The sequence below is a fragment of the Candidatus Merdisoma sp. JLR.KK006 genome (assembly GCF_036941035.1).
Classification (GTDB): Bacteria; Bacillota; Clostridia; order Lachnospirales; family Lachnospiraceae; genus Laedolimicola.
The window spans coordinates 18,222-45,109 of record NZ_JAYMNS010000022.1 but is presented as its reverse complement, the minus strand read 5'-3'; the positions used below and the strand labels follow the sequence as shown (position 1 = coordinate 45,109).

The 26,888-nt window shown below is 47.0% G+C and carries 19 protein-coding genes and 1 pseudogene; 7 read left to right on the top strand and 13 right to left on the bottom strand.

Annotated elements, in window-relative coordinates; translation table 11 throughout:
- Positions 1 to 148: 148 nt before the first annotated feature.
- The 6 genes from VSQ61_RS15790 to VSQ61_RS15765 all read right to left on the bottom strand — a co-directional run bounded on the left by VSQ61_RS15790 (position 149) and on the right by VSQ61_RS15765 (position 5,978).
- Complete coding sequence (locus VSQ61_RS15790; protein WP_334345354.1) at positions 149 to 1,078, bottom strand: transketolase family protein; 930 nt, start codon at positions 1,076 to 1,078, stop codon at positions 149 to 151.
- The gene (locus VSQ61_RS15785; RefSeq protein ID WP_334345353.1) at positions 1,071 to 1,901 is read right to left on the bottom strand and encodes a transketolase; all 831 of its coding nucleotides are present in this window, start codon (positions 1,899 to 1,901) and stop codon (positions 1,071 to 1,073) included. Before VSQ61_RS15785 ends, VSQ61_RS15790 begins: the two co-directional genes overlap by 8 nt.
- Before the next feature lie 199 nt (positions 1,902 to 2,100).
- Positions 2,101 to 3,501, bottom strand: a complete 1,401-nt coding sequence (locus VSQ61_RS15780; protein ID WP_334345352.1) for an L-fucose/L-arabinose isomerase family protein — start codon at positions 3,499 to 3,501, stop codon at positions 2,101 to 2,103.
- 397 nt (positions 3,502 to 3,898) lie between these two features.
- Entirely contained in the window at positions 3,899 to 4,543 is a 645-nt protein-coding gene (locus VSQ61_RS15775; RefSeq protein ID WP_334345351.1) for a hypothetical protein, read from the bottom strand.
- Positions 4,540 to 4,791, bottom strand: a complete 252-nt coding sequence (locus VSQ61_RS15770; RefSeq protein WP_334345350.1) for a hypothetical protein — start codon at positions 4,789 to 4,791, stop codon at positions 4,540 to 4,542. Before VSQ61_RS15770 ends, VSQ61_RS15775 begins: the two co-directional genes overlap by 4 nt.
- 164 nt (positions 4,792 to 4,955) lie before the next feature.
- Entirely contained in the window at positions 4,956 to 5,978 is a 1,023-nt protein-coding gene (locus VSQ61_RS15765; protein WP_334345349.1) for a hypothetical protein, read from the bottom strand.
- A gap of 813 nt (positions 5,979 to 6,791) precedes the next feature.
- Here VSQ61_RS15765 and VSQ61_RS15760 point away from each other — a divergent pair.
- The 5 genes and pseudogenes from VSQ61_RS15760 to VSQ61_RS15740 all read left to right on the top strand — a co-directional run bounded on the left by VSQ61_RS15760 (position 6,792) and on the right by VSQ61_RS15740 (position 13,177).
- The gene (locus VSQ61_RS15760; RefSeq protein ID WP_334345348.1) at positions 6,792 to 7,823 is read left to right on the top strand and encodes a LacI family DNA-binding transcriptional regulator; all 1,032 of its coding nucleotides are present in this window, start codon (positions 6,792 to 6,794) and stop codon (positions 7,821 to 7,823) included.
- Between the two features lie 91 nt (positions 7,824 to 7,914).
- Positions 7,915 to 8,970 (top strand): LacI family DNA-binding transcriptional regulator, encoded by a 1,056-nt coding sequence (locus VSQ61_RS15755; RefSeq protein WP_334345347.1) that lies wholly within the window; start codon positions 7,915 to 7,917, stop codon positions 8,968 to 8,970.
- A 275-nt stretch (positions 8,971 to 9,245) separates the two neighbouring features.
- Positions 9,246 to 11,198, top strand: a complete 1,953-nt coding sequence (locus VSQ61_RS15750; protein ID WP_334345346.1) for a beta-glucoside-specific PTS transporter subunit IIABC — start codon at positions 9,246 to 9,248, stop codon at positions 11,196 to 11,198.
- A gap of 27 nt (positions 11,199 to 11,225) precedes the next feature.
- Positions 11,226 to 11,738 (top strand): annotated as a pseudogene (locus tag VSQ61_RS15745) (glycoside hydrolase family 1 protein); the annotation flags it as partial.
- Positions 11,739 to 11,902: 164 nt separating this feature from the next.
- Positions 11,903 to 13,177, top strand: coding sequence for a glycoside hydrolase family 140 protein (locus VSQ61_RS15740; protein WP_334345345.1), 1,275 nt, complete (start codon positions 11,903 to 11,905; stop codon positions 13,175 to 13,177).
- 7 nt (positions 13,178 to 13,184) lie between these two features.
- Here VSQ61_RS15740 and VSQ61_RS15735 read toward each other — a convergent pair whose 3' ends face one another.
- Positions 13,185 to 13,802 carry a YczE/YyaS/YitT family protein gene (locus VSQ61_RS15735; protein ID WP_334345344.1) on the bottom strand — a complete coding sequence of 206 codons (618 nt, stop codon included), beginning with the start codon at positions 13,800 to 13,802 and terminating at the stop codon, positions 13,185 to 13,187.
- Between the two features lie 197 nt (positions 13,803 to 13,999).
- Here VSQ61_RS15735 and VSQ61_RS15730 point away from each other — a divergent pair, with 197 nt between their 5' ends.
- Together VSQ61_RS15730 and VSQ61_RS15725 are read left to right on the top strand one after the other, a co-directional pair.
- Entirely contained in the window at positions 14,000 to 14,827 is an 828-nt protein-coding gene (locus VSQ61_RS15730) for a LysR family transcriptional regulator (RefSeq protein ID WP_334345343.1), read from the top strand.
- Between the two features lie 445 nt (positions 14,828 to 15,272).
- Positions 15,273 to 16,175, top strand: coding sequence for an Rpn family recombination-promoting nuclease/putative transposase (locus VSQ61_RS15725; protein WP_334345342.1), 903 nt, complete (start codon positions 15,273 to 15,275; stop codon positions 16,173 to 16,175).
- A 149-nt stretch (positions 16,176 to 16,324) separates the two neighbouring features.
- Here the strand turns inward: VSQ61_RS15725 and VSQ61_RS15720 are convergent, their stop codons facing one another.
- The 6 genes from VSQ61_RS15720 to VSQ61_RS15695 all read right to left on the bottom strand — a co-directional run bounded on the left by VSQ61_RS15720 (position 16,325) and on the right by VSQ61_RS15695 (position 26,819).
- Entirely contained in the window at positions 16,325 to 17,731 is a 1,407-nt protein-coding gene (locus tag VSQ61_RS15720) for a glycoside hydrolase family 1 protein (RefSeq protein WP_334345341.1), read from the bottom strand.
- A 121-nt stretch (positions 17,732 to 17,852) separates the two neighbouring features.
- Complete coding sequence (locus VSQ61_RS15715; protein ID WP_334345340.1) at positions 17,853 to 20,573, bottom strand: glycosylhydrolase-like jelly roll fold domain-containing protein; 2,721 nt, start codon at positions 20,571 to 20,573, stop codon at positions 17,853 to 17,855.
- Between the two features lie 49 nt (positions 20,574 to 20,622).
- Positions 20,623 to 22,059: a 6-phospho-beta-glucosidase gene (locus VSQ61_RS15710; protein ID WP_334345339.1), complete on the bottom strand. Its 1,437-nt coding sequence runs from the start codon at positions 22,057 to 22,059 to the stop codon at positions 20,623 to 20,625.
- A 205-nt stretch (positions 22,060 to 22,264) separates the two neighbouring features.
- Positions 22,265 to 23,530, bottom strand: a complete 1,266-nt coding sequence (locus tag VSQ61_RS15705; protein ID WP_334345338.1) for a glycoside hydrolase family 140 protein — start codon at positions 23,528 to 23,530, stop codon at positions 22,265 to 22,267.
- A gap of 230 nt (positions 23,531 to 23,760) precedes the next feature.
- Entirely contained in the window at positions 23,761 to 25,347 is a 1,587-nt protein-coding gene (locus tag VSQ61_RS15700; protein WP_334345337.1) for a glycoside hydrolase family 140 protein, read from the bottom strand.
- Entirely contained in the window at positions 25,347 to 26,819 is a 1,473-nt protein-coding gene (locus tag VSQ61_RS15695) for an alpha/beta hydrolase domain-containing protein (RefSeq protein ID WP_334345336.1), read from the bottom strand. Before VSQ61_RS15695 ends, VSQ61_RS15700 begins: the two co-directional genes overlap by 1 nt.
- Positions 26,820 to 26,888: the final 69 nt, after the last annotated feature.

Sequence of the window (26,888 nt, the reverse complement as noted above, 5' to 3'; positions counted from 1 at the left end):
CCTGTTTCAAGTTCCGCAACATCCAGCCCAGTACCAATTATCTCGATAAATTTCCAGCCACAAACTACGTGTCTGTAAATTCATCTGGCACTGGTATGGAAATTGCTGTTTTATCCCGGCTCCATAACACCTATCCGCTACTTTTCACTTACAAATTTTCTTTTACGGTTTTTGCGATTCCCTCTCCGGTCAGTCCATAATGCTCAAATACCTCTTTTGAAGTTCCCGTAATAACCGGGGCATCCGGCAGCGCCAGGTTGATAACCTTTTTGGGGCATTCCGAAGCCACTACCTGGCTTACCATGGAGCCAAGTCCTCCGAAGGGCGCATGTTCTTCTACGGTAATTACAAGTCTGGCATTTTCCGCTGCCTTTCGGATTGCTTCTTTATCAAGAGGCTTTACACAGTACATATCTACTACTGTTGCGCTGATGCCCTGTTCTTTCAAAAGCTCCGCTGCTTTTACGGCCGGATTTACCATTTCGCCGCAGGCGATTATCGCTGCATCGGTTCCCTCGGTGATTACGGTTGCCTTATCCATCTCAAAGGGGCAGTTTTCTTCTGTGTATACGTCCTCTACGGGATTTCTGCCCACACGGATGTAGGCCGGCTTCTCGTCCTTAAGGAGAGCTTCAATCAGCTTTGCCGTCTGGAAACGGTCGCTGGGAAGATACACACGCATGTTGGGGATGGCTGACATGGCCGCAATGTCCTGTGCGGAATGGTGGCTCATGCCCAGTGCTCCGTAGCTGATGCCGCCGCTGATGCCGATTAAGGTTACATTGGTGTTGGAGTAGGCACAGTCTACCTTTGCCTGCTCGTAGCTTCTTGTGGACAGGAAGCAGGCCGGGGATGCTGCAAATGGCTTTTTGCCGCATTTTGCAAGACCGGCGGCGATGCTCACCAGGTTCTGCTCTGCGATTCCTACCTCCACAAACTGCTTGGGGTACTCATTTGCAAAGGGAGCTAAGGATGCGCTTCCTCTGGAATCACTGCACAGCACTACAATGTCTTTGTCCTCTTTTGCCTTTTCCATTAATACTTCGCAGATGGCCTGCCTGTTTGGTATCTTATTCATGAAGAGCCGCCTCCTTTCCTTCCTCCAGATCTTTCATAATCTGCGCATATTCCTCTGCATTGGGCACCTTATGATGCCAGCCTGCTTTATTTTCCATAATGGAAGAACCATAGCCCTTGGTGGTGTTGGCGATAATGACGGTGGGGGATCCCTTTACGGTCTTTGCCTCGTCAAAGGCGGCTTTCAGCTCTTTGTAATCGTTGCCGTTTATGGAGATTACGTGCCATCCAAAGGAGCCCCAGCGCTCTTCCTGGCTGTCGTGAGCCATAACGTCCTCGGTGCAGCCGGAGATCTGAAGACGGTTCCGGTCTACGATGGCGCAGAGATTGTCAAGCTTGTACTGGTGGGCGGCCATTACGCCCTCCCACACGGAACCCTCTGCCAGCTCGCCGTCACCCATGACGGTGTAAACCCGGTAGTCTCTCCCGTCCATTTTTCCTGCCAGGGCCATGCCTACGCAGACGGGAAGTCCGTGTCCCAGGGAGCCGGAGTTCATCTCGATTCCCGGAAGCTTGTTGTTGGGATGGCCGATAAATTTGCTGCCGAATTTGGAAAATTCCTTGATTACCTGCTCAATAGGGAAGAAGCCCTTGGCTGCCAGCACTGCGTACAGGGCTTCCACGGAATGGCCCTTGCTCATTACAAAGCGGTCCCTGTCCGGATCGTCCATATTTTCCGGACTGATATTCATCTGTTCAAAATACAATTCTACCAAAATGTCCATTACGCTCATGTCACCGCCGATGTGGCCGCCTTTTCCCTCCACAATCATGTCGATGACGTTTTTTCTGAGATCGTAGGACAATGCTTTTAAATTCTGCATATTATGTAAACATCTCCTTTTTTAAGTTGCTACGCAACAGTACTAAAGGGTAACGTCGCTTCAGCACACATCTATGAGAGAAACTTTCATTCGAAAGTGCACTCATGAAAGTTCCTCTCGTGCGCTTTCGCAACTTTACCGTCCAGCAGAAAAATATTTCTGTTAAACACTTCTATTTTTGTTTATTTCGGTTCCGCAGTCACTCGCCCCGAAGATAAGCCTTTACATCCTCTTCAATGGGATCGTACAGATCTGCCTTGATTCCCAGATACTTGCATGCCTCATACAGCACCGGCACTACGTTTTCGTGGATTCCTACGCAGTGGTGAATGTAGGGACCCTCCACAATCTTTGCCTCCAGGCGCTTGATGTTCTCCACCTCTACCCACAGGTAGGTGCCCATGCCTTTCGGTCCGTCCACGCCCTTTGCATTTCCAAGGAGCAGGGAATACTCGCCGTTGTCGCCGTCAAATCTTGCCAGTGTCACCTGCCCGTGCTTTGCCTCGGCGGTAATGCTGCCCGGATGGTCAAAGGCCAGGGGATATGTAAGCTTCGGTGTCTCCTTTGCCACGGAAATGGGCCAGGGACCGCAGTGCTGCAAAAGCTCGCCGTTTGCAATATCCGGATGACGGATGGTCCAGTCAGCGAAGAAGCTGCGCTTCTCTCCCATTCCTGCCGCCTCCACAAGAAGTGCGGTAATGGCTCCGTGAATATCCGTCTCACAGACAACGGGGATTCCCTCCTCATTCATCAGCGCATTGGCGGCACAGGGCATAATTCCAATCTCGGACTGAAGCTGGTTCCAGCACTGGATAGCCGCTGCCTTGCAGCCGTATTTCTTCACCAGATGCATCATAGCTACCTTGAGGGCGGCTACATTTTCCAGCTCGTTTTCCTTGATCTGAATCTCCATGTGCTCCTTGCAACAACGGATTACCTCAGCTACCTCTGTTCCCTCTTCCTTTGCTTTTCTCATCTCGTCTGTCAGCTCCGGCATGGGAATGGGGGAAAGCTGAATGTTGAACTTCTCCAGAAGCTCGCCCTCGTTGCACATGGTGGACCAGAACTCGAAGGGTCTGGTGGATATCTGAAGAATCCGGATGTTCCGGAATGTCTTTACCACATTGCATACGGCCAGAAAGTCTCTTAAGCCGCGCTCAAAAACGGGATCGCTCAAGCGGCAGTTAGTCATGTAGGTAAAAGGAATGCGGAAGCGGCGAAGCACCTTGCCGGTGGCGAAAAGACCGCACTGGGTATCACGAAGCCTGGTTCCGTCCGGCTCCGGCCTTTCGTCTAAGGGGCCCCACAGAAGCACCGGAACACCCAGCTCTTTTGCCAGTCTTGCGCATTCAAATTCCGTTCCGAAGTTGCAGTGGGGCAGAAACAGGCCGTCCACTTTCTCTTTCTTAAATTTCTCCGCAATTTTATACATATCTTCATCATTGTAGAGAAGACCCTCTTCGTTGATGTCGGTAATATCCACAAAGTCAATTCCAAGCTCTTCTAAGCGCTTTGCCGTCAGTCCACGGTACTTGATGGCATCCGGTGCGCTGAAAATGCTTCTTCTTGTGGGCGCATAACCGATTTTAATCTTTTCCATTTTCTTCCTCCTATTTTAGTTCTGTAATATCCAGCAGGATATTACTGTTTTTAGTTCCGTAATATCCGGTTTTTATATCCCACCCCTGCATGAATCAAAGGCTTCATGCAGTGATGTACTGTCTGTAATATAGCTTTATCAAAGCTTTATAGCAATAAATAATAAAGTGATTTTCACTTTATTTTTACTTTACATACTTGTTTTTTTCTTAATACTGATCATAATAGATGGAAATAAGGTTTACAGAACCATTAGAGAATAGAATACACAGCAATTACCGCAAAGGAACTGGTTAAAAATCAAATCTAAATGAACATTTAACCTCAGATACACTGGAATTTATAAGCGATTTTAAATAATAACCGCATTAAAAAGCTGCTGCACCGAAATGCAACAGCTAAGATATGCCGGAAATAAATACGGCTAGTAATAAACAGATGATAAACCATTCCATGCCAATTCCCATTTTTCCCTTAATAGAATATTTTACAGGGGAAATATTTGTAGAATAATTTCCGCATCCTGCATTTGATAACAGCTGTTTAACAGAATCAGATACATATGCAAAATCATTTTTCCCTGATACAATCAAACCACTTGTCTTGTTCGCATAATGAATACGAAGTCCCTCTATGTTTTCAGGTGATTCTAATACATGGAAACTGGGCATCATGATATACTTGTCCAAATATATCATTTCAATCGGATTATAAATCTTTGAATCTTTTTCCAAAATTCCCACAACTTCAAATGTGTACTCGTCATATAAATAGGTGGCAGAAAACCGAGTTCCTAACGAATATAAATTTCCATATTCATATCCAAGTATTACCGGAACCGTGCCGCCATTAAACAGATAATCTTCGTCATTGAAAAGTCTTCCGATATTACATTCAAAATGATTGCTTTTTTGTAAATTCTCGCTGATTTGAATGCATAAAGCCGCTTGACAATTATCAGATAAAGCCTCCGTTTCGTAATCAAAAAATTCCCAGGTGGCAGGTAACCCTTGTGCAAATGTGAAGCTTGAAAAATAAGTCATTCACTGTATTCTGATAAATAGGTATTATAATTTTTGACAATAGATTCCGTGGCAGCTTCTATGGATATCTCTTTCGAAAAATAATGCATTGCATCCTCCCAAATCAGGTCATACATGGCTCTATCTCTTTTATAAATATTTTCTTCTTCTCTAATCATTGATATCAAATTTTCAATTTCTTCCTCTATTGGCTCTTCTATGAATACCTCTTTATCATCCTCATATCCTAATGATATTTTTTTCTTCATTTCTTGTATACATACTTCCCCATGATTCCAGGGTCTCTGTCAAAACCGGAAACCCCTCAGAATGTTCAGGTTGCTTGCATTTTTCCTGCAATGCGAGAGTGTGTTTTACACATATGGTGGTGCAGTAAATTCAAAATGTATTCGGCCATAATATCTTTCTGCTGTTAGGTCTGTTGGTGGTGCATGGAGGCCACTTGACACTCCGGGCACACTTCCACATAGCAGTTGCCCTCCATAAAGTCCAGCATCTCCCAGGAAAGCTTTGCCACAAACTTCATGGGCTTGCCGCAGTCAGGACAGATGGTGTACTCCCAGTCCTGAATCCAGAAAGGGAAACCGCCAATGGTGCTGACTTCGTTCCAATCCGCCCCATAGAAAAGGGGAGACGATTCTTTTGCCAGTACATAGGAGTTGTCCCCCATCTGCTCCACATCCTCGTCCTCCATGGCATCCACACAACCGCCCTCATAAGGGAAAATGGGTGTGCTGCCTCCATCCAGTGTGAAACGAGAGTAGGACGGGCTGGCCCAAGGAATGCAGCCAAGGCAGGCAGTGGCGGTGAAGATGCCGTTTATCCCCAGAAAGCGCAGGCGCTCGTCCCGACCATCCAGTATCAGAAAGTCCGACAGCCTGCCACCGCACTCCGGGCACCGATTCTTCCGGGGACGGAAAATACGGGCGGCGTCATTTTGGGCCCGGTTCCCTTTGATAAGGGAATAGCAGGTATCGAAATTCAACTGCCGCCGCTTCCCGGCCTTGTCAAAGGTCCATCCGCCGCACTGGGCATACACTGAGGGGTCCACATACAGCTTTTGCCGCCAGGGACGGGGGTGCTGCTCCAGCTCATGGAGGGTTTCCAGCGCCTTATCATCCCCCTGCATGGCCAGACAACACATCAAAGTTCCTGCTGTCCGGGGGTCCTCTGTCTCCAGCAGCTTGGCAATTAAGCCGTTGCGCACGTCCTCCGGGGCGTGGTAATAGATCTCGAAGGGGCGATACACTTCTTTTTCCAGGGCAGTCCTAGCCAGCTCTGGAGAGAAAACGCCATGGATATTAATGAGTCCTTTCAAATCTTCGTCCCACCAGTCGTCATTCAAACGCTCCACATGAGCGATGAGATCTTGTAGTTTTGCCTGAACCTGTTCCGGAGTCCAGTCCTGGGGCGGGATATACGGGGATTTGGCCATCACTATTAGCTCCTTTTCATTTATATGTATATAATCTTCCTTTGTTGCAGTCTTCAGAAATGCGGATCCCATTGTTAAAATCTTTTTTCACGCTTGTTAATCATTGTAACAGTTGCTGTATGACTGTAAAAACCGCTCTATAAACTTCTTCGCTGTCGGATAATGTACCATACTGTATCGCCCGCAGGAAATCAGTTATCAACTGGGAGAAAAATCCGCATGAACATAATAATTCACAGTTTGGGGCAGACCATTGAAGCCATTAAAAAATACTTATCACTAAAAACGGCTTTTCAGGAGCTTATGCGCAAATGCGATAAAGCCCTTATTTAGCAAACATCAAATATATTATATAGCAATTATTTTTTATTTCAATATTTAGAATTAAAATATATTTATATGGAAAAATTAAGAATCTTTTTGTGAAAAAATAAACTAAATATTTTACCCATGACAAATTATTATATTGCGGAAATACAGAGCAAATCCATTCTGAACTATAAATTTTAATAATCATATCTCAAAATACAACAATTTTTGCTATTTTTATTAACTCATGCCATATTTTAATACCTGAAACCAAAGATATGTAATATAGCTTTATCAAAGCTTTATAGCAATAAATAATAAAGTGATTTTTACTTTATTTTTACTTTACATACTTGTTTTTTTCCTAAATTCATTTATAATTTAAGGAGAAAATAAGATTGATTCTCTGCACATTGCGCCTCTTTTGGATTTCACTTACTTATCCATTGCTTACGGACAGTGCATTTTTATAGAACAGGAACTTTTACCAGGAGGTTGGAAAAGATGGCAATTACCGCAAAGGAACTGGCAAAAAAATTAAATCTCTCGGCCACGGCCGTTTCCATGGCTCTTAACAATAAACCCGGCGTGAGCACTGCCACCCGGGACCAGGTGATTAAGGCTGCTGAAAAATACGGATATGATTTTACACGCCTTTCCCTAAAAAACGGACATTCGGGGGATATCTACTGCATTATCTACCGGGCTCACAATGCGATTTTGAATTACCTGCCCATATTTTCAGAGCTGACGGACGGAATCGAACAGGAATGCCGGAACCAGGGGTATCAGTTAAAGCTTGTTCAGATTAATGAAAAAAGGGATGATGTTCAGAAATGGATTGAGGACCTGCGGATTGCCAACTGTGCCGGAATTATTCTTCTGGGAACGGAGACCAGCATCCATGTGTGCAAGCTGTTTCTTCAGCTTTCTGTACCGGTTCTGCTTCTGGATTCTCATTTTGATTCTCTGGGGTGCAGCAGCGTGCTTATTAATAACCGGCAGGGCGCATATCTTGCTACAAGTCTGCTTATTAATCAGTGCGGCTGTCAGCCGGGGTATATGCGCTCCTCCTACCGGATCGGGAATTTTGAGGAACGGCGGATCGGCTTTGACACGGCTCTTCGGGAGCATGGAATGTCTCCCTCCAATTCGGTGATCCATGAGCTGCCGCCCTCCATTGAGGGAGCCCTCTCGGATATGCTGGAAATCATTGACCGGGAAGCTTCCCTAGCCAAATGCTATTTTGCGGATAATGATCTGATCGCCATTGGAGCTATGAAAGCCCTGAAATTACGGGGATATCGGATTCCGGAGGATGTGGCTATTGTGGGCTTTGACAATATCTCCGAGAGCCGGATTGTGGAGCCCTCTCTTACTACCATTGATATTCCAAGGACCTTTATGGGACAGACGGCGGCAAGACAGTTGATTCATCAGATCACCACGCCGGTGCCCCATACGGTGAAGATTGAGATCTCCACGAAGCTGGTGCGGCGGTTCTCGGTTCAGAGCGCTGCCAGGGTGACGGTTTAAGGGTTGTCATTTATTAAACATCGGATTAAAACTCCTGTACTTGCAGGCAGACGACCCTTTTGCCGATACAGGAGTAAGAAAAGGAGGCCCTATGCATATCAAAGCAAAAGATATCGCCGCCGAGCTGGGCGTGTCCCCGGCCACCGTCTCTCTGGCCCTGAATAACCGCCCCGGAATCAATCCCGAAACAAAGGAAAAAATCCTTTCCTATGTACGGCAGAAAGAAAAAGAATTGTGGTCAGAGCCCCTTTCCTCCTCCAAAGGAAAGATTATGGTTCTAAGCTATATCAAAAACGGTACTATCATGGAGCATACGGAACGCCGGCAGAAAATGGCACCTGACAGGCAGGGCTGGCTGTATCGGGAAATGGCCTCCCTTTCCGCAAGGCAGGGTTACGAAATGATACTTCGGAATTTCCGGGAGAATACGCAAAGCCTGGAACAGCTTCTGAGAGAATGTCAAAAGCTTAGCATCAAAGGCATCTATATAATGGCCGCCGAAATGCAGCACTCGGATATCTACCCCTTTCAGCAATTAAAAATTCCGATTGTCGCAGGGAACAATCTGTTCTATGAAGAAGGAATAGACAGTTATCTCATTGATAATCGGGAGGGAATCACCAGAGGGGTAAGCTATCTGGCGGACAAGGGTCACAGCCACATTGTCTACCTTGCGGAAACCATAGATATTTTTAACTTCAGAGAGCGCAGAGAGGCATTTTTAAGTGAAATGGCAAGAAAGGAGCTTGGAGATGCCAGCAAACGCATCTGGCACCTGGGCGCCCGGATTGATGAGATCTATAACTCCATGAAGCTCCGGCTGAATGCAGGAATCCGGGGGACCACTGCATTTGTACTGGAAAGCTCCATTGTTTCTATGGGCGTGTACAAGGCATTAAAGGAGCGTCAATTTCGAATTCCCAGAGACATTTCCCTCCTGGGCTTTGATTCCCTGCCTCCCTATAATCTCCTGGGGACGGAGCTTACCTTAATAAAGGGCACCCATACCAAGCGGCATCTGGCCGGTGTACAGCATTTAATCCGGCACATAGAGGATGAGAATGAAGAAATTTTAAAAATCTATTATCGGACCAGGCTCCAGGAGGGCGACAGCGTTTTCGACAAAACAAAATACATTTACCGGTAATGCACTTATGCAAACAGCTTCCCATAGCACCCGACTGTGCAGGCATGTTTTTAAAGAAAATTTAAAAGCATGTCTTTTTTGTACAAAAATTTCTCCCAAAAACCGGAATAAAAAAGAAAAATTCTCTCAAAACATAGAAAAATCCGCAGGGGATTGAAAGGGAAAAACGATCCGGATACACTGATTACATAAAAAGCAGGTAACCTTTCATTGCATGCATGAACCCGGGGAAACGTTACAGGCCCAAAACAATTCAAGCAAAGGAGCAAAAACAAATGGCAGGAAAATATGACGGCCTGGCACGGATTATTATCCAAAACGTGGGCGGCAAACAAAATATCAACAGCATCACCCACTGTGTTACCCGGCTTCGCTTTAAGCTGAAAGATGAATCCAAGGCGAACACAGACATTCTGAATGAAACAGACGGTGTTATATCCGTAATCCAGGCAAACGGACAGTACCAGGTAGTAATCGGAAACACTGTCACTGAGGTTTATGACGCAGTTCTGGCCGTAGGGCACTTTAGCGGCGGCGGAACCGTAGACGAAGACGGGAATCAAGTGGAGGACAGCGACGGCTCCGGCAAAAAGAAAGGCGGTGCATCCCTGCTGATTGATATTATTTCCGGCATTATGGCTCCCACCGTTATGGTTATGGGTGCATCCGGTATTATCAAGGGTCTTTTAACCCTATTTACTTTCTGCGGACTGATGAATCCGGCCAGCGGCGAATACATGATCCTTTATACAACGGCAGACGGATTCTTCTACTTTCTGCCCATTATACTCGGTTACACGGCAGCAAAAAAATTCAATATGAATGAATTTACCGGAATAGCACTTGGAATCACCCTCTGCTATCCCACTATGGTAAGCCTTACCAGCGGAGAAATTCTCGGAACACTTTTTGCCGGCTCCGCCTTTGAGATGAGTTATTACACCACCTTTTTCAGCATTCCCGTTATTATGCCGAAGTCTGGCTACACCTCGTCGGTGATCCCCATTGTGCTCTGCTGCTTCATTGCCGCAAAGCTGGAAAAATGGCTGAACAAGCGGATATCCGACATGGTCAAGGCATTTTTAACTCCTGTATGCGTACTGGTGATTATGGTATCCCTCACTTACCTGGTGATCGGACCTATTGCAAACATCATCTGCTGTATTCTGACTATCGGCTTTGAAGCCCTGTTTAAGATTCCGATCATAGGTGCAACTCTTGGCTGTGCTATTGTCGGAGGCTTCTGGCAGGTACTGGTTATCTTCGGCTTCCATTGGTCTGTCATTCCTCTGGCTTATATTAACATCGCTGCCCTGGGCTATGACTTTATTATGCCGGGCACCTTTGCCACTGTATTTGCTCAGGCAGGAGCACTTCTGGCTGTGATTTTAAAAACAAAGGACGCCAAAATAAAGAAACTCGGAATTCCGGCTTTCATCTCCTGTATGTTCGGAATCACAGAGCCTACCCTGTACGGTATCAATCTTCCCAAGAAAAAGCCCTTTATAATCGGCTGTATCACCTCTGCCATTGCAGGTGCTTTCGTAGGTGCCATGGGTGCAAAGCGCTACATTCCGGGAGGTCTTGGACTTTTCGGCCTGCCCGGGTATATTGATGCAGGCGGAACCGGCCTCTACAGTGCAATTGTCGTATTTGCGGCATCTGTGATCGCATTTGCATTGGCCCTCATCGCATGTATGGCTGTTTACTCCGACGGACCGTCAAAATCCAGTCAAAAGAGTGCTCCGGTTCCCAGCCCCCAGGCTGGCAAAAGCACCGCAGCCTGCGAGATTGGAAGCCCGGTAGACGGAATTGCAGTACATATTACAGAGACAAAAGACCTTGTATTTTCCACTGAGTCCATGGGGAAAGGTGTGGGCATAACTCCTAAGGGAAATGTGATCGTTTCTCCCGTATCCGGTGAAATTGTAACGTTCTTCCCCACCGGTCATGCAGTGGGGCTTGTAACGAAGGATGGTGTGGAAGTTCTGGTTCATGTAGGTATTGACACGGTAGAACTTAACGGAAAGCACTTTACTGCAAAGAAACAGCAGGGGGATAAGGTACAAAAGGGTGAACCTCTCATTGAAGTGGATTTTCAAGGAATTAAAAATGAGGGATATGATATTACCACCATGGTAATTGTAACAAATTCCACGGACTACCCCAACATGGAACTAGTAACCGGTGAAAAGAAAGCACAGGATACGGTGATCCGTATCGGATAATATTTCCTGAAAGGGGGACTGTAGAAAATGAACAAAAACTTTTTATGGGGCGGTGCCACAGCCGCCAACCAGTGTGAGGGCGGATACTTAGAAGGAGGGAAGGGACTTGGAAGTGTAGATGTTATTCCGGCAGGTCCGAACCGCTTCCCGGTAATGAAAGGGGAGATGGATTATCATACACTCCCAGCAGATTCTTTCTATCCCTCCCATGAAGCCATAGATATGTACCACACCTACAAGGAGGACATTGCTCTGTTTGCGGAAATGGGCTTTCAATGCTACCGCTTCTCCTTTTCCTGGTCCCGTATCTTTCCCACGGGCGAGGAAGAAACGCCCAACGAAGAGGGCCTTAGCTTTTATGAAGCTTTTATTGACGAGTTATTAAAATACGGCATTGAACCGGTTGTAACCATCTGCCATTTTGATGTTCCCCTGGCTCTGGAAGAAAAGTACGGCTCCTGGAAAAGCCGGAGCATGATAGACTGTTATCTCCGCTACTGTGATACCATTTTCCGCCGGTTCAAGGGAAAGGTACATTGGCCCGAATCAAAAAAGACAGCTTCTACTGGTATAAAAAAGTGATCGCTTCCAATGGAAAGGATCTGGATTAAAATATTTGACCCCTGCGGCAGTCGCCAAATGGACGTGCAAGCACGTCCGCTTGGCTCGTTGCCCACAGGAATAAAATTTAGGAGGTATCATTGATGGGCGTTTTACAAATATCCCAGGATAAAACGCATCTCTTGCTGGATGGCCGTCCTTTTTTCTGGCTGGCCGACACTTGCTGGAGTGCATTTACCAATATAACTGAAACAGAATGGGAAGAGTATCTGAATTTCCGTCAAAAGCAGGGTTTTAATGTACTTCAAATCAACACCCTGCACCAATGGGATCGGTGTGGCTCCAAGCTGAACTACTTTCCATTTCCAACAGAGGACGGAATACGCTTTGATTTTGAACGGATTCTTCCTGAATACTTTAGCAGAGCCAGACGGATGTGCCAGTGTGCCGCAGATAAAGGCTTTACTCTGATGCTGGTGGTTATGTGGTGCAATTATGTGCCGGGCACATGGGCTGCAAAAGTCTATGACAGGAATGTCATACCAGAAACCTATGTAGAACCAATCATCCAAAAAATCTGTCAATCTTTCAACGAATTTCATCCGGTGTATGCCATAAGCGGAGACACTGGCTTTGAAGGTGACGGAACCATTGATCGCTACCGTCTGGCAGCGGACTGTGTGGAAAAATATGCACCAGATGCTTTAAGAGCCTGGCATATCAAGGGACGCTATGACGGGCTCCCCCAAGAATTTGCTGATCGCTCAGACATCTATCTGTACCAGTCCGGCCACAATCCGGCAGCCCAGCACATGGCCCATGAGCTGGCTGAAAGCTTTGCTTCCAGAACACCGAAGCATCCGGTTATCAACAGTGAGCCCTGCTATGAGCAGATGGGCTATAGCCATCACGAATACGGACGCTTCCGCCAGAAAGATATACGCTGCGCCCTCTGGAACAGCCTGCTCTCCGGAGCTTGTGCCGGAATCAGCTACGGGGCCCACGGAATCTGGAACTGGCAGAAGCCAGAGATGCCGGAAAATCCCATCGCCGGAGAGGGCTTTCTCCGGGCCATGTCCGTAGGGCAGGCTCTGAGGTTTCCCGGGGCAGAGGATTTTGCCTTTGCAAAGAGCTTTCTGGAAGAAAAGGGCATCTCATCACTTACTCCCTGTCAGGAGATTCTCATAGATTATCCGGAGGATATCCGGGCTGCCAGGACGGAACGGGAAATCCTCTTGTATGTACCTGTGAATGCTCCCTTTGCTCTCAAGGGGGATTATCGCAAATATGGGGTATCGGCTGTGGATTTGAGTACAAGAAAGGCAATTCCCTTTGAACTGGCCTGCGGCGAACAGACGGCACATGCCGGAATGCATGCCGGATACGAAGATGTGATCGTTATTTTGGAAAAATTATAAAGAGGCTCTAATTCTTCAGCGTCACATGTTTTTCATAAATTCCGATAATCCGCCCCAAAAAGAGTGCCGATACAACGGTGCCGATTCCGATTCCAAAAATCGGCCTCCCTAATGCCAGACATAGACATATGGTCAGCAGAAGCATGGAAAAATCAAAGCAATTCTTCACCAATGAGAATCTTAGGCTCCACCGGTCCGCAATGGTCTGAACGGTCCCCTCCACCGGCGTCATAACCAGGCGGCAATTGGTGTACAGATAGACCCCTATGGAGGTCAGCCAGATGGCAAGGGCAAGGAGAAGCACTTTTCCTCCAAGGGAAAGGGGTGTTTCGGGAATGAGACAGTCATAAAAGTCCGTAAGCACCCCAAATACAAAGGAAAAGGGAATCTGAAGCAGCACCGGAAGACTTATCCTCCCAAGCAATATGGTCTGGAGCACAATCAGCGTCAGATAAAGAAGGATGGATGAGGCTCCAAGAGAAATACCCGTAATTTTTGACAGGGCATAAAAAAAGCTGGTAAATGCCGCCACTCCTAAGTCGCTCCGTGTATTCAGGATAATTCCTATAGCTAAAATATTGATACCAATAAAAAAACAGATCAGCCGTATACTCATTTTTTTCATCCTTACGCCCTCCAAAAAATGCCTGTGCTTAAACGCTTTTTTCCTGTGTTCCCTGCTTTTGCTTAGAATAGCATCTTTTTCCCCGGCTTTCCAATGAAAAAAGGTTGTAATACCATCACTTTAAGTTATACCCTTATCCAAAGGGAAGAAAGCTCAAAGTATTCATAGAAGTTGTACCGAAGTATGGAGAGAATGCCATGAAAATCCGACAGATCGAATATTTTCTTGAGGTTGAAAAAACCTTGAACATCACCAAAGCCGCACAGAATATGTATGTTTCTCAAACGGCTGTCACAAAACAGCTTCAGCTTTTGGAAGAGGAACTGGGATTTGCTCTTTTTTCCAGGGAATCCATGCGTCTGCGTCTTACGGAAGGAGGCACCTTTTTCAAAAAAGAGGCCTTTGGATTCATGCACCAATATCATTTGATGCAGCAGAATATATCTGCCTACCGTTATGGAAAAGCCGGGTGTATCAACATTGGTTTTGTAAAAAATCTGGATGCAAAGCTCCTGCTGTCGTGTATATCCCACTTTCGAAATCAGTACCCGGAAATCGAAGCCAACCTTTACGGACAATCAAACCGGCGTCTCCACCAGAATATTCAAAACGGCTCTCTGGATATTGGCTTTGGCTTTGCCGCAGAGAACAGCCGATTTCATTACCGGCCTCTAAAGTCCTATCCTCTTGTAGTGCTTACTTCCACAAAAAACAGACTGGCAAAAAAGGAAGAAATCACCGAGCAGGATTTGACGCATGTGATTTTTGACATCAGAAATGACCCTCAAAATGGCCCTATTGACTTTGAGGGACTGCTTGTAAAACTCGCCTGCGGATATGGAACAGCCATTGTTCATCAATTTGCCGAGGGAAACCGCTTCCGGGATTCTCTCGTATCAATTCCTCTGGCTCCCTGTCAGGAGAAATCCGTCTGTCTCATCTATGATGACCGCCATAGCAGGGCCAGGGAACTTTTTATGGACGTCTGCATGAGCGTAATCTCCCCGGCAGAACGGGAGGTATGAACTTTTAAAATCATATCCTTTGTCTGTTCTTTTTTTGAAAATTCGGCTTGTCATTTGGAAAAATTTGTTATATAATGTTCCTATCTAAGGATTCTAAATATGTTCGGACGTTTCCGTCAGAAAAATCCATGAGATGATAACTATTTTCACACCCAAAGAAAGATATTGTATCAGGCAGAGAAATCCCTTATAATGAAATCATATTTACTGTGTTCATATCTTTCTTTCGGGAAATACCCTGCGGGCAAGATGAATTTGTCCTACGGACAAAGAGAATGTGCCCTGGGGCATATACCTTTATGCACAAAAAACATGTGCAGGTCAAGGAAACACCCTACTGGTATACCTTTATGCACAAAAAGCATGTGCAGGTCAAGGAAACACCCTACTGGTATACCTTTATGCACAAAAAGCATGTGCAGGTCAAGGAAAGGAGAGCACAGTATTGAGTAATACGCAAACATTTTTAATGAAACCAAAGGTAGACTTCTGCTTCAAGGAATTGATGGCGGATGCAGAGGTTCGTAAGGGATTTATATCCGCATTGTTAGACATAAGGCCGGAAGAAATTGTGTGGACAAAGCTTCTGCCTACACATTTAAGAACAGAGCATCCGGAGGATAAGCTGGGAATCCTGGATATCCGAGTTTCCATTTTAGAACAGGCAGAGGATGAGGATGACCCCTCCAAGCAGGAAAGTCAGATGGATCTGGAGATTCAGCTTGCCCCCTTTCCCCTGTGGCCGGAACGTTCCCTATTTTATCTGGCTAAAATGTTCGCAGGAGAGATTCATAAGGGCGAAAATTATGAGGTACTTCAAAAATGCATTCATGTAGGGATTCTGGATTTTAAGCTTTTTGAGGAAGATGAGGAATTTTACTCCCGTTTTCACCTTTGGGAGGATTACAGACGCCGGATGTATACGGATAAACTGGAAATCCACATCCTGGAGCTTCCCAAGCTTAAGGATGGAAACTATCCGGATACCGAGCTTTTGAATTGGGCCCGTTTTTTCAATGCGGAGCAAAAGGAGGAATTTGAGATGGCAGCGGAAGCAAGTTCACATGTAGAAAGAGCCTATGAACGGTTAACGGATATCAGTGCGGATGAGGAAAAACGACTGGAATATGAAGCACGGGAAAAAGCCATCCGAGATCATAATTATCTAATGGATTATAATCTAAAGCGTGGCTTAAAGGAGGGCCGAGAGCAAAGCACAAAAGCTTTCATCGAAATGTGCCAGAATGATTCCCACTCAAGAGAGGAAACCGCCTCCAGGCTGATTCACTGGCTATCCCTTTCCCCAAAAGCAGCAGAGAAATATCTTGAAAAATATTGGAAGCCATGATAACATCTGTCAAATATCCCACAGGAATAAACCAATATTTCCTCTAAATATATGCCATTTATACCGAGCCATAAAGGGCCGGAACAAAATTTGTTCCGGCCCCATTTTCATGCTTAATCCGCCCGTTTTCTCACAAGCCTTTTGAGATTCTACAGGCTCTCCCCATTGCTGGCAATCACATCCTTATACCAGTAAAAGGATTTTTTCTTATACCGGTTCAGGGTACCCGTTCCGTCATCATTCCGATCCACATAGATATACCCATACCGTTTTTTCAGCTCCGCCGTGGACGCACTGACCACATCAATGCAGCCCCAAGAAGTATAACCCATAACCTCCACTCCGTCCAAAAGGGCCTCTCCTACCTGTACCAGATGATCATGGAGATACTGAATCCGGTAATCATCCTCTACGGTAAGCTTCCCCTCTTCATTCTCCGTGAGCACATCTACGGCCCCAAGTCCGTTCTCCACAATAAACAGCGGCTTCTGCCAGCGATCCCAGAACATGTTCAGCACATAGCGCAGCCCCTTGGGATCGATCTGCCACCCCCATTCGCTTGCTTTCAAAGTGGGATTGGGCACTCCTCCCAGAAGATTTCCCTCTCCTTTTTGGGCACGCTCCGGATCCGCCGTTGCACAGCAGCTCATATAATAGCTGAAAGATACAAAATCCACCGTATTTTTCAGGATCTCCTTATCTTCCGGCTCCATTGCTATCTCAATTCCATTTTCCCGGAAATACCGCTTCATATAGCCCGGATACCGGCCTCTGGCATGGACATCCCCAAAGAAATAATTCTTATGTTCATCCTCCATGACCTGAATCACGTCATCCGGGGACGGTGTCAAGGGATAAGTGGGCATGCTTAAGATCATACAGCCAATCTTCGCCTCCGGCATCACCTCATGCCCGATTTTCACAGCCAGCGCACTTGCCACCAGCTCATGGTGAGCTGCCTGATACAAATCCTGCCGGCTCAGCTTCTCCTTGGGCGTTCCGATTCCGCCGCTCATAAAGGGCGCATGGAGAATGGAATTAATCTCATTAAATGTCAGCCAATATTTCACCTTGCCCTTGTAGCGGTCAAACAGCACTCGCACATAGCGTTCATAGAAGCCAATCAGCTTCCGGTTGGTCCAGCCGTTGTAATGCTCTGCCAGATAAAGGGGCGTCTCATAGTGGGAAATGGTTACAAGAGGCTCCATGCCGTATTTAAGGCATTCGTCAAAGAGACGATCATAAAAGGCCAGCCCCGCCTCATTGGGCTCCTCCTCATCTCCCTTTGGGAAAATCCTGCTCCATGCAATGGAAGTCCGGAATACCCGAAATCCCATCTCCGCAAACAGCCGGATATCCTCCTGATAGCGATGGTAAAAGTCAATCCCTATCAGCTTCATATTATCTTCTGTAGGCTTTTCGGTGCGATCCCCACGGACTCCATAAGGCATCACATCCTGGACACTTAAGCCCTTTCCGTCCTCCAAATACGCTCCCTCACACTGGTTAGCCGCAACAGCGCCTCCCCACAAAAAATTCTCCGGAAATACTCCCATATCTTATTCCTCCTAATTTTAGTTCCGCAGAACACAGACGGTACATCTCTACTTAGAAGAATTTCCGGCCACAAGTACATGTGTCCGTAAATTCTTCTATGCACCATCTGTATTCTGCTGTTTAAGTTGCTGCCGGGCAGCACGAAAGGGTAAAGTCACTTTCTTCTTCCACCACCACCGGCCCAAGCAGTCCGAAAGGCTCTATGGGCGTATAGTGGGACATAAATTCTTTATTTTCATTTCCAAGGGTATTCGTCACCTCAATAATCAGATCATTCCTGCCCTCCGCAAGCTGATCCGTTATCTCTATCCTGTAAGGCGGGCAAATGCACACTCCCATGCTCTCCCCGTTCAGAAAAACCTCCGCAATTTCGTAAACCTCACCCAGATTGATAAATACCCTGCTTCTCGGTTCTCTCTGCCAGGAAAAGGATTTTTCATACCGAAGGGTGCCTGTCTTATCCATAAACTCCGGCTCGCAGGATAAAGGAATCAGTTTCTCCCTCTCCCCAAGGCTTTGAAAGCCCGACGTATCCGGAACCCGTACATAGCTTCCGGCATCCCCGAAGGAAAGCTTCCATGGACCTTGAAGCTCTGCACTTTTTTGTATCGTCCCCCTCCACGCTTCCTCTACCGGATACCCGTTCCAGGTATCTTTGGCCAAAATCACCATAGATTCATAGGGATTCAGGCATAAGGACACCTGCGTCTTTCCCTCTTCCTGGCAGACCGAAAGGGCTTTCAACCGGTTTGAAAAGGCATCATAAGCCGCCAGTGCCTTATGACAGGAAAGAGAAAGGGTGGTCTTAAGGCTCTTTGCCGGATTTTCGTTAAACAGCAGGAAGATTTCTCCGTCCGGCTGCACGTAATGATAAGAAATCAAATCCTCCTGATATTCTGAAGTTTCCAATGTTTTCCATCTTCCGCATGTGTCTGCAAGCTCGCTTAGAGGAACAGTCCTTGACCCCGGAAAGCCGTGAGATTTAGCGCCCCGGAGAGTATCCAAGGAAGTCTCTCTCCTGCACATCCCCTCTGTCCAGACCGGGTTCGTCTCACAAGGTACAATTTCTTCCGGATATCCCTCTGTAAAAATCACCGGAACATGATATTCACACAGCATAAGCAGCTTCTCTGCCATTCTCTCCGGAATCTTTTTCATATAAGGCACAACCAGGCACTCATACCGGTTCCGGTTTACCCGAAAGGCTTTTTCCTCCATATACGGACGTTCCAGATCATCCAGGGACACAATGGTTGTCTCTACCTGATTTCTGTCCAGCTCCCGAAGCACCTGTTCCACAGGCTTTGCATCCCCGGTCCATTCTCCCTCCGCCGGATAGAGCACCGCCACCCTTGCATCATGAATGCCACCCTGCAAGAGATGGCACATTCTCTGCATATACTTCATCAGTATAGAAAAATAGCGGAACTGGGGATTGTTTCCGTGAGCATAAAAATGGGGCGCACAGTCCCAATCCGGGTACTCCTTTGGGTTAAAAGCATGAGGGACAAAATAGTTGATTCCCCGTGCAAGCAGGTGATCGGTAATCCATTTCATCCATTTAAGGCCCTCATTCCAGCCGTATGCTCCAAACGCCTCACACATGGCAATTCCATTCTTCCCCGGATCGTTATGAGCAATGGACGCCCCCAAATGGGCCAGGGCATAATGGTAAAACACACCGTCATTGCCGCCGGTGGCAAAGGCGTCATGATGAAATCCATACCCCGGCGCAATCTGGTTGCTGATTACATCAATTCCGGAAAAATCCTGTCCTTTCTGGGCCCGGAACAGATGTCCGGCTCCATACCCGAGACGTGCATGGGCTCCGTTATCCTCAATATGATGCCCCACATATTTCACACCATGATTTCTGCACCATTCCCCCAGCACCTGGGTAAAATTCTCGGAATATAACCGGGAAACACAATCCATATAGGCAAAGCGAACCTGATTCATGGTACTGTCCGAAGAATCCGCAAACAAAAAAGGTAAAAATTCCTTTCCAAAGGGCAGCTTCCCGTCAAGGCCTTCGCACCAAGGCAGCACCATTTCCGCCTTTCCTACCCATTTATCCGTTCCTTTGGCATTTCCGAACCGGGGCTCATCGGAAAAGAAAGCGGTGATCGTGGTTCCGAAGAATTCTTTCAAATGCTCATAATGGGGCTCATAGACGGCTTCAATGAGAACCTCCGTAGCCTCCCTTATCAGCGGATTCAGATAATCCTTTGTAGCCTCTTCTCCCCCTGCCCGGGTTTCGAAAACAACAAACACGCTCCAGCTTCCCTCCGGAATGTCCCAGTAGAGAATGCCGTCCTTTGCCTGATCCGTCACATCCACCAGTGTATCCGGAACAACCGGGTCTCTGCCCTCTGCTCCCTCTTCCGCCCGTTTTGCCCCATAGATTCCAATGATTCTATCCTTTTCTCTGCCTTTTTGCTCCCAGGGTCTTCCCTTTAAAAAACGCAGATTTAATCTGGCATATTTAAGAGGTCCCACCACGTCCAAACGCCTGCAGTCCAGATAGGTTTTCAGGTATTGGGGATACTTTTTGGCCACCAGACCGTTGGCATATCCAGTGGGAAAATGAGCGTCATCCAGAATCCACACTTCCATGCTTTCTTTCCGTGCCTTTTCCGCAATCAGCCTTACATCCTCCCACCATTTTTCGTTTCCAAAGTCCGGGTGGGGGCGGGCCTCCACGCAGAAGCCCCCGCAGCCGCATTCATGAATCTTGTCCACGTATTCAAGCAAAATTTCCGGCGTTTCCCCATGCTGCCAGAAGAAAGGCATGATGGAATTTTCCTCCTGCCCCTTAAGTACCTCTTTTAATCGTTCCACTTCGCACCTCCGTCCTATTTAAAGTTCCGTAATATCCTATCCGTACACCTTATTCTAAATCCTCTCCATTAGAAGCGATAACCTTTTTGTACCAGCCAAAGGATTTTTTCTTATACCGTGCAAGGGTTCCCTCTCCGGCATCGTCCAGATCCACATAGATAAATCCGTATCTCTTACTCATTTCCCCGGTAGATGCGCTTACCAGATCAATGCATCCCCAGGGCGTGTAACCCCAAAGCTCCACGCCGTCCTCATCAACAGCCGCTTTCATGGCCTGAATGTGGGCTCTTAGATATTCAATCCGGTAATCGTCATTTACCGTAAATGAGCCTGCCCCGTCCGCAATCAGCTCATCCTTGGCTCCCAATCCGTTTTCCACAATAAACAGGGGCTTCTGATAGCGGTCATACAGGGAATTCATGGTGATTCTAAGGCCCAGGGCATCAATCTGCCAGCCCCATTCACTGGCTTCCAGGTATGGATTCTTCGTTCCCCGAAAAGCATTGCCTGTGGTTTCTTTCACATCATCCCGTGTTGTTACGCACCGGGAGGAATAATAGGAAAATGCAATAAAATCAACCGTATTCTCCCTCATAACCTTTTCATCCGTATCCGACAGGGACAGCTTAAGGCTCATTCTCTCAAACATCTTTTTCGCATAATTGGGATAATAGCCCCTTGCCTGAACATCAATAAACATCATGTTGGCCCGATCCTGCTTCTTGGCCTCCCACACATCCTCCGGCATACAGCAATAGGGATAATAATCTCCGGCCGCCATCATGCAGCCCACCTTATTTTCCGGATCAATCTCATGGGCAAGCTTCACCGCCCATGCGGAGGCAATCAGCTCATGATGCACGCTTTGATACTTGGCCTTTTCCTGATCCTCTCCCTCTTCAAAAACAAGTCCGGCTCCCATAAAGGGAAGATGCAGAATCATATTGATCTCATTAAAGGTCAGCCAGTAATGCACAAGACCCTTGTAACGGGTAAACAGGGTTGTTACAAGCCGCTTATAGAGCTCCACCAGCTCGTAGCTCTTCCAGCCGCCGTACTCCCTGATCAAATGAATCGGACAGTCAAAATGGGTAATCGTAACAAGGGGCTCAATTCCGTATTTCCTGCACTCCAGAAATACATCTTCATAGAACCGAAGCCCATCCTCATTGGGCTCTTTTTCATCCCCATTTGGAAAAATCCTGCTCCATGCAATGGATAACCGAAAAGTCTTAAAGCCCATTTCCGCAAATAAGGCAATGTCCTCTTTATAATGATGATAAAAATCAATTCCCTTTAAAGCCGGATAGTAACAGCCATCCTCCAGCTTCAACATTTTTCTCGTTCCCAGCATCACCGGAAAGCGCTCCTTGCCGTGAGGCGTCACGTCCACATTGGCAAGGCCTCTGCCGCCCTCCTGATATCCGCCCTCACACTGGTTGGCAGCCGTAGCGCCGCCCCACAAAAAATTCTCCGGAAATCCCATACCTTTCACCTGTCCTTTCTTTTTTGCCACGTTTATACGATTGATTCATGAGCTTTCTTCGCCGTTCATTAAACATGCAGGCATACTCCGCTCACTAAGGCTCATTATATCATAAATCTTTGATTCATGAGCATCATTCTCCGTTTATGGAGCATGCCGTAATGCTTCACTTATGAATCCTCATATATCATCCCTGATAAATATGTTAATGTAAATCTGCCCTGCGTGCCACAATCAGGGCATCCTGGCTAAACGGATGCATCTCTATGATTGTCTTATCTTCCTTTACTTCAAAACCAACATGAGCCGCAAAACGCTCTTCCAAGTCAATTGCCCGCACATCCCAGCCAGTCAGATCCCCCTGCAGGCGAACCTTTGTATTACACGGCACATAGATAAGCAGAAGATCCGACCCACTGCCCGCTACCCGGATATCCGTAGTAGAATTCACCAGAAGCTCCTGCCTTGGCATTAGATCCTCTGCCCGAAGCTCCGCAAGCAGCATTTTCAGATAGCTATAATCCCACGCTCCCGGAAAATTAACCGCCTCCTCCCAGGATTTCGGCATATCAAAGCCCTCTCCCAGAAGACTTGCAAAGCCCTTTTTCACCTTATGCCAGCTATAGATGCCTGCCGCCCCATAGGTAATCCCTGCGGACGCTCCGGACAAAACGCTTACATAGGCCGCCCTGCGGACATCATAACGCCTCCAGCGGCCGTACATATTTCCGGAATAGCCCATTTCCTCATAGCAGGGTTCCGAATTAATCAGGGGCTTTCCCGGATACTTCTTCTGCATTTCCTCACTTAAGGAATAAGGCATAGTCAGATCCTTTGCATTGTGTCCGCTCTGGTAAAAGCACAGGTCAAGAAGCTCATACAGCTCCTCCGGAATATAAGAATATCTCCCCTTAATATGCGTAGTAAACAGACAATCCGGAGCCAGCTTCTTAAGCAGCCTCCCCACATGCACATAATATTTTACAGTTTCCTCCTCCGGAAAATCCGTGTCGCCGCTGATAATATACATAGGCTCCAGCTCCGTAAAAACAGCATGAACCTTATTAACATAATTCTCCAGGCATCCAAAGGGAAGAATCCCCTCCGGAAGCATCTTCGATGCCCAGGTCCCCGGCACATAATTACACCACAAAACCACCAACGCCAGCTCAAAGCCTTCTTTCTTAGCCTTGACGCACATCTCTTTGGCGTGTTCAAAATAAGCTTCATCCAACTGATAAGGATCTTCATTCACAAAGGGATGAAACGCAAGATCCGTTGCCGAAGCATCCCATTGGGGCAGAATATTAATCTGAATCGTATTAAAGCCCTGCACCTTTCTTTTATACAAATAATAATCCCATTCATCATCCGTAATATTAGTAAAAGCCGACCAGCAAGTATCCGCCAGATAAAAAAACGGCTTCCCATCTCTTACAAAAGACCTTTTATTCTCTGAAATCTGAAGCATTTCTCCATTCCTCCTATTAAAATCACTGCGTGATGGCACTAAAGGGTAAAGTCACTTCGGCACACCCATAATGAGAGAAACTTTCATTCGAAAGGGCACTCATGAAAGTTCCTCTCGTGTGCCTTTGCGACTTTACCGTCCCGCTAAAATGTTTCTGTTAAACACTTGACATTTCTTAGCTAAACTATTCAAAATCACTGCGTGATGGCACTAAAGGGCAAAAATATTTCTTAGCCGATCTTTTGTTTTTCTTTCACAACCAAACACCAGTCATTCAAATCCGGCTTTGCAGGAATCCTCCAGGTGCTGCCTGCAATCTCAAACTCGCAAGTTTCCCCATACGCACCCTTTCTCGGATCAAACCACCGCATCGTATACGCCCCAGGGTGAAATCCCTCTATCTCGCCGCTTTTTCTCGTTGCCTCCGGATAATAAAATACCCAGCGCTTTTTATCCCTTGTCACCGTAATCAGCGGCATTTTTTTCCCAAAGGGATCACCCACCGAATCTCGTCCCGTCTGGTAGGGGTAAAGCTCCCAAAACCTCTGTTCCTCATAAAATCTCCGCATAAATCCCATCTGCTCTCCCCCCGGCCCGTCAATGGCCTCTGTCCAGGTCACATCAAAGCGGTTAAACAAAGACATGGGATTTTCCTGTCCCTTTTCCCAGACCACGTCCCAGATTCCCTGAGCCCCGTAGGTGTAGCCGCAGCCTCCCACCTGCATAGTCAGATAAGCAACACGCCTTACCATGGCGTCCGTACACAGGCGGGTCCCGTTTTCCTCCAGGGTAGAGCAAAACTCATAGAAAGCTTCCCCCTCCACAAAGGGCTTATTTCCATACTCCTGCAAAAACGCCTTATAATCGTCAATGCTTACCACATAATCTCCATGACCTGCCTGGTTCAAAGTAAAATCCATCCATTCCTCATCCTGATAATAGGATGCAAAGGGCCGTTCATTGGTATAATGAGCCGTCATGGGATGATGATAGGTATTCAGGCTTTGCACATATAAGGCCACCTTTCTCCACTCATCCACATAGAAAGACTGACGGGCCTTGTCGTAGCCCCCCACCTCCCCGGCCAGTGTCCACACCATAGGCAAAGCACCGTAACGCGCCACCATATAACGGGCCAGATTCTGATAGGTCTCCACATTGTTTTCAATAGACATAAACCAGGCAAAGCCCAGCGCATTGACCATTCCCCGGTCTGCCAGATAATACATCCGCAGGTCCAGTTCCTCCTGATAAAAGCTTACATTGGGCAAGCCGGGGCTTTTCCAGTAATAGGCGTCCCCGCCTATAAAGGTATCGCTTCTAAGATTCGTCTGATAAACCGTGTAGCCCTGCTTCACCCGGCGATCAACCATGCCCTTAAACATGCTGTCAAAAGCCGGATGATTGGATTCGTCCCATTTCTCCCGGTAGGAAAATTCCCAATGGGTATCTCCCAGCCAGAAAAAGGGGGTCCCGTCTCCATAAGTAAAATACCGCTTATCCTCACTGATTTTCAAAAATCCGTGCCGGTAGATCTCCAAAGCCCCCGTATAAGGAACGCATTCCACCTGCCCCCTTGCTCCGTGAAAGCCCGTCTCTGCCGGGGCATTTACTACATAAGTCCATAAGCCCGTTTCCACAGGCGCAAAGCTTATCCGGTAAATATTTCCTCCGTCCCAGTAGGCTTCCCGGACAATCTTCTGCCCCGAGGGTCCCGTAAATTCCGCCCGGACAATACAGTCCAAAAACGGATTGTCAAATACCTTTTCACTCTCAAAGGTCAAAATAGTTACCCGATATCGTTCCGCCGTATACATCACAAAAGCCCCCTTTTCTTCGCAAGAGCAACCGCCATCCGAACCAGCGCTTCCCCATCTTCTCTACACAGAAAACCCTTGGATATCTGCTCTTTGGTATCCTCCCTGCATAGCCTTTCATAATTTTCCAGGCTTCCGTATAATTCCTTTAAAAAAGAGGGCGAAAATGCTTCCTGATACCCAAACAAGGGATCTTCCGCAGCTTCCGGATCAAGAAAGCTCTGCCCAGGCTCTATGGCGCTTGCGGCATGGTAGCGTCCGGTGGGATAATTTAAGAGACATGTGCGCAGACCGCCCCTTGTATTTCCAAACACATCCTTTCGGTTCTTTCCAAACTCATCAACGGGAATGCGTTCACAGGAATTGGGCCCTGCCCCCTCTCTCACCCACCGGAACAGATTCCGGAAAGCTCCGGCAAATAAAAACTGAGACGGATAATCATTCCCCTCTTCATGCTTTCCCACATAAGCAGGCAGATGGTCAATGCGTTTCAAATCCTCGTCATTCCCATAATAATTCACATAGCTAAACATGGTATCATGGCTGGCCCCCGTAACCTCATACTCCCGATAAAGAAAATGGGGATAATCGCTGTCCCCTCGCTTTGTCCGAAAAGCGTCCCACTGACCGTTTTCACTCTCTGTCTGTACGGAGATATAAGACTCTTCCACATGCTCAATCCGCTTCAAGCGGAAATCATAGTCCATAACCGCCTCATACTGATTCACGGGAACGATCAGATTCCGCACGCCGCCCCCAGCCAGATAACCGTCAAATACTCTTTTGTCTCTTTTCACCTCATCCCGGTAGGCAAAGCTGTTCACATAGCGGAAGAGATAGCAGGCGGACTGGGACCAGCCGGTTAAGTAAATATAGCGGTGGTCAAAAGAACGGATGGGATTTTCCTCCCCCTCCCCCCGCAGCATCCAGGCCAGATCCGTCAGCATATCCCAGAACAAGCCCGTCTCATAGTGAATATCAAGGTCCGGCAATAGTCCTTTCTTTCTGGTTTCTTCCATGGTAAAGGGAAAGGGCTCATCCCCTCTGGGATTGGGCCAGGAGAGACAGCCGTACCGTTCTCTGTCAAATTCCACCATTTTCGCAATGGTGTTCGGCTTGCTTGTAATGCCTACATAGATATCTCCGTCCCTCATAAACTTTTCATAGCCTAAGATCCACATGCGTTCAATTTCCATAAAGGAAGTAGGATTGATAATCTCCACAACAACATTGCCGCTGGCTTTCCCCGGTTCCTTTGGGGTTCTGATAATCAGCCGGTTCCGATAGGACACGTCCTGATGCTTCACCTCAACCGCTCCCGCATTTCCAACACTCTGGTATACATTGGCAGTTCCGTCCATATAATATTCCTTTTCCTCATATCCGTATTGTTCAAAGTCCAGATAGCGTGGGGCACTAGTAAAAGGATAACTTGAAGCACTCACCGGTATTTCCTGTATTCTTTTTATCATAAATGGAATCCTCCCCTCTGACCCTAATCCTATATAAACATTATAGAAAAGCAGGGGGTGTCACAGAAT

Excerpts from the sequence above, each read along its gene's own strand:
- VSQ61_RS15750 (WP_334345346.1), top strand. The coding sequence starts at position 9,246 with ATGGCAGGAAAATATGACGGCCTGGCACGGATTATTATCCAAAACGTG.
- VSQ61_RS15790 (WP_334345354.1), bottom strand. The coding sequence starts at position 1,078 with ATGAATAAGATACCAAACAGGCAGGCCATCTGCGAAGTATTAATGGAA.
- VSQ61_RS15695 (WP_334345336.1), bottom strand. The coding sequence starts at position 26,819 with ATGATAAAAAGAATACAGGAAATACCGGTGAGTGCTTCAAGTTATCCT.
- VSQ61_RS15785 (WP_334345353.1), bottom strand. The coding sequence starts at position 1,901 with ATGCAGAATTTAAAAGCATTGTCCTACGATCTCAGAAAAAACGTCATC.
- VSQ61_RS15775 (WP_334345351.1), bottom strand. The coding sequence starts at position 4,543 with ATGACTTATTTTTCAAGCTTCACATTTGCACAAGGGTTACCTGCCACC.
- VSQ61_RS15780 (WP_334345352.1), bottom strand. The coding sequence starts at position 3,501 with ATGGAAAAGATTAAAATCGGTTATGCGCCCACAAGAAGAAGCATTTTC.
- VSQ61_RS15760 (WP_334345348.1), top strand. The coding sequence starts at position 6,792 with ATGGCAATTACCGCAAAGGAACTGGCAAAAAAATTAAATCTCTCGGCC.
- VSQ61_RS15700 (WP_334345337.1), bottom strand. The coding sequence starts at position 25,347 with ATGTATACGGCGGAACGATATCGGGTAACTATTTTGACCTTTGAGAGT.
- VSQ61_RS15740 (WP_334345345.1), top strand. The coding sequence starts at position 11,903 with ATGGGCGTTTTACAAATATCCCAGGATAAAACGCATCTCTTGCTGGAT.
- VSQ61_RS15710 (WP_334345339.1), bottom strand. The coding sequence starts at position 22,059 with ATGGGATTTCCGGAGAATTTTTTGTGGGGCGGCGCTACGGCTGCCAAC.
- VSQ61_RS15720 (WP_334345341.1), bottom strand. The coding sequence starts at position 17,731 with ATGGGAGTATTTCCGGAGAATTTTTTGTGGGGAGGCGCTGTTGCGGCT.
- VSQ61_RS15765 (WP_334345349.1), bottom strand. The coding sequence starts at position 5,978 with ATGGCCAAATCCCCGTATATCCCGCCCCAGGACTGGACTCCGGAACAG.
- VSQ61_RS15770 (WP_334345350.1), bottom strand. The coding sequence starts at position 4,791 with ATGAAGAAAAAAATATCATTAGGATATGAGGATGATAAAGAGGTATTC.
- VSQ61_RS15755 (WP_334345347.1), top strand. The coding sequence starts at position 7,915 with ATGCATATCAAAGCAAAAGATATCGCCGCCGAGCTGGGCGTGTCCCCG.
- VSQ61_RS15730 (WP_334345343.1), top strand. The coding sequence starts at position 14,000 with ATGAAAATCCGACAGATCGAATATTTTCTTGAGGTTGAAAAAACCTTG.
- VSQ61_RS15735 (WP_334345344.1), bottom strand. The coding sequence starts at position 13,802 with ATGAAAAAAATGAGTATACGGCTGATCTGTTTTTTTATTGGTATCAAT.
- VSQ61_RS15705 (WP_334345338.1), bottom strand. The coding sequence starts at position 23,530 with ATGCTTCAGATTTCAGAGAATAAAAGGTCTTTTGTAAGAGATGGGAAG.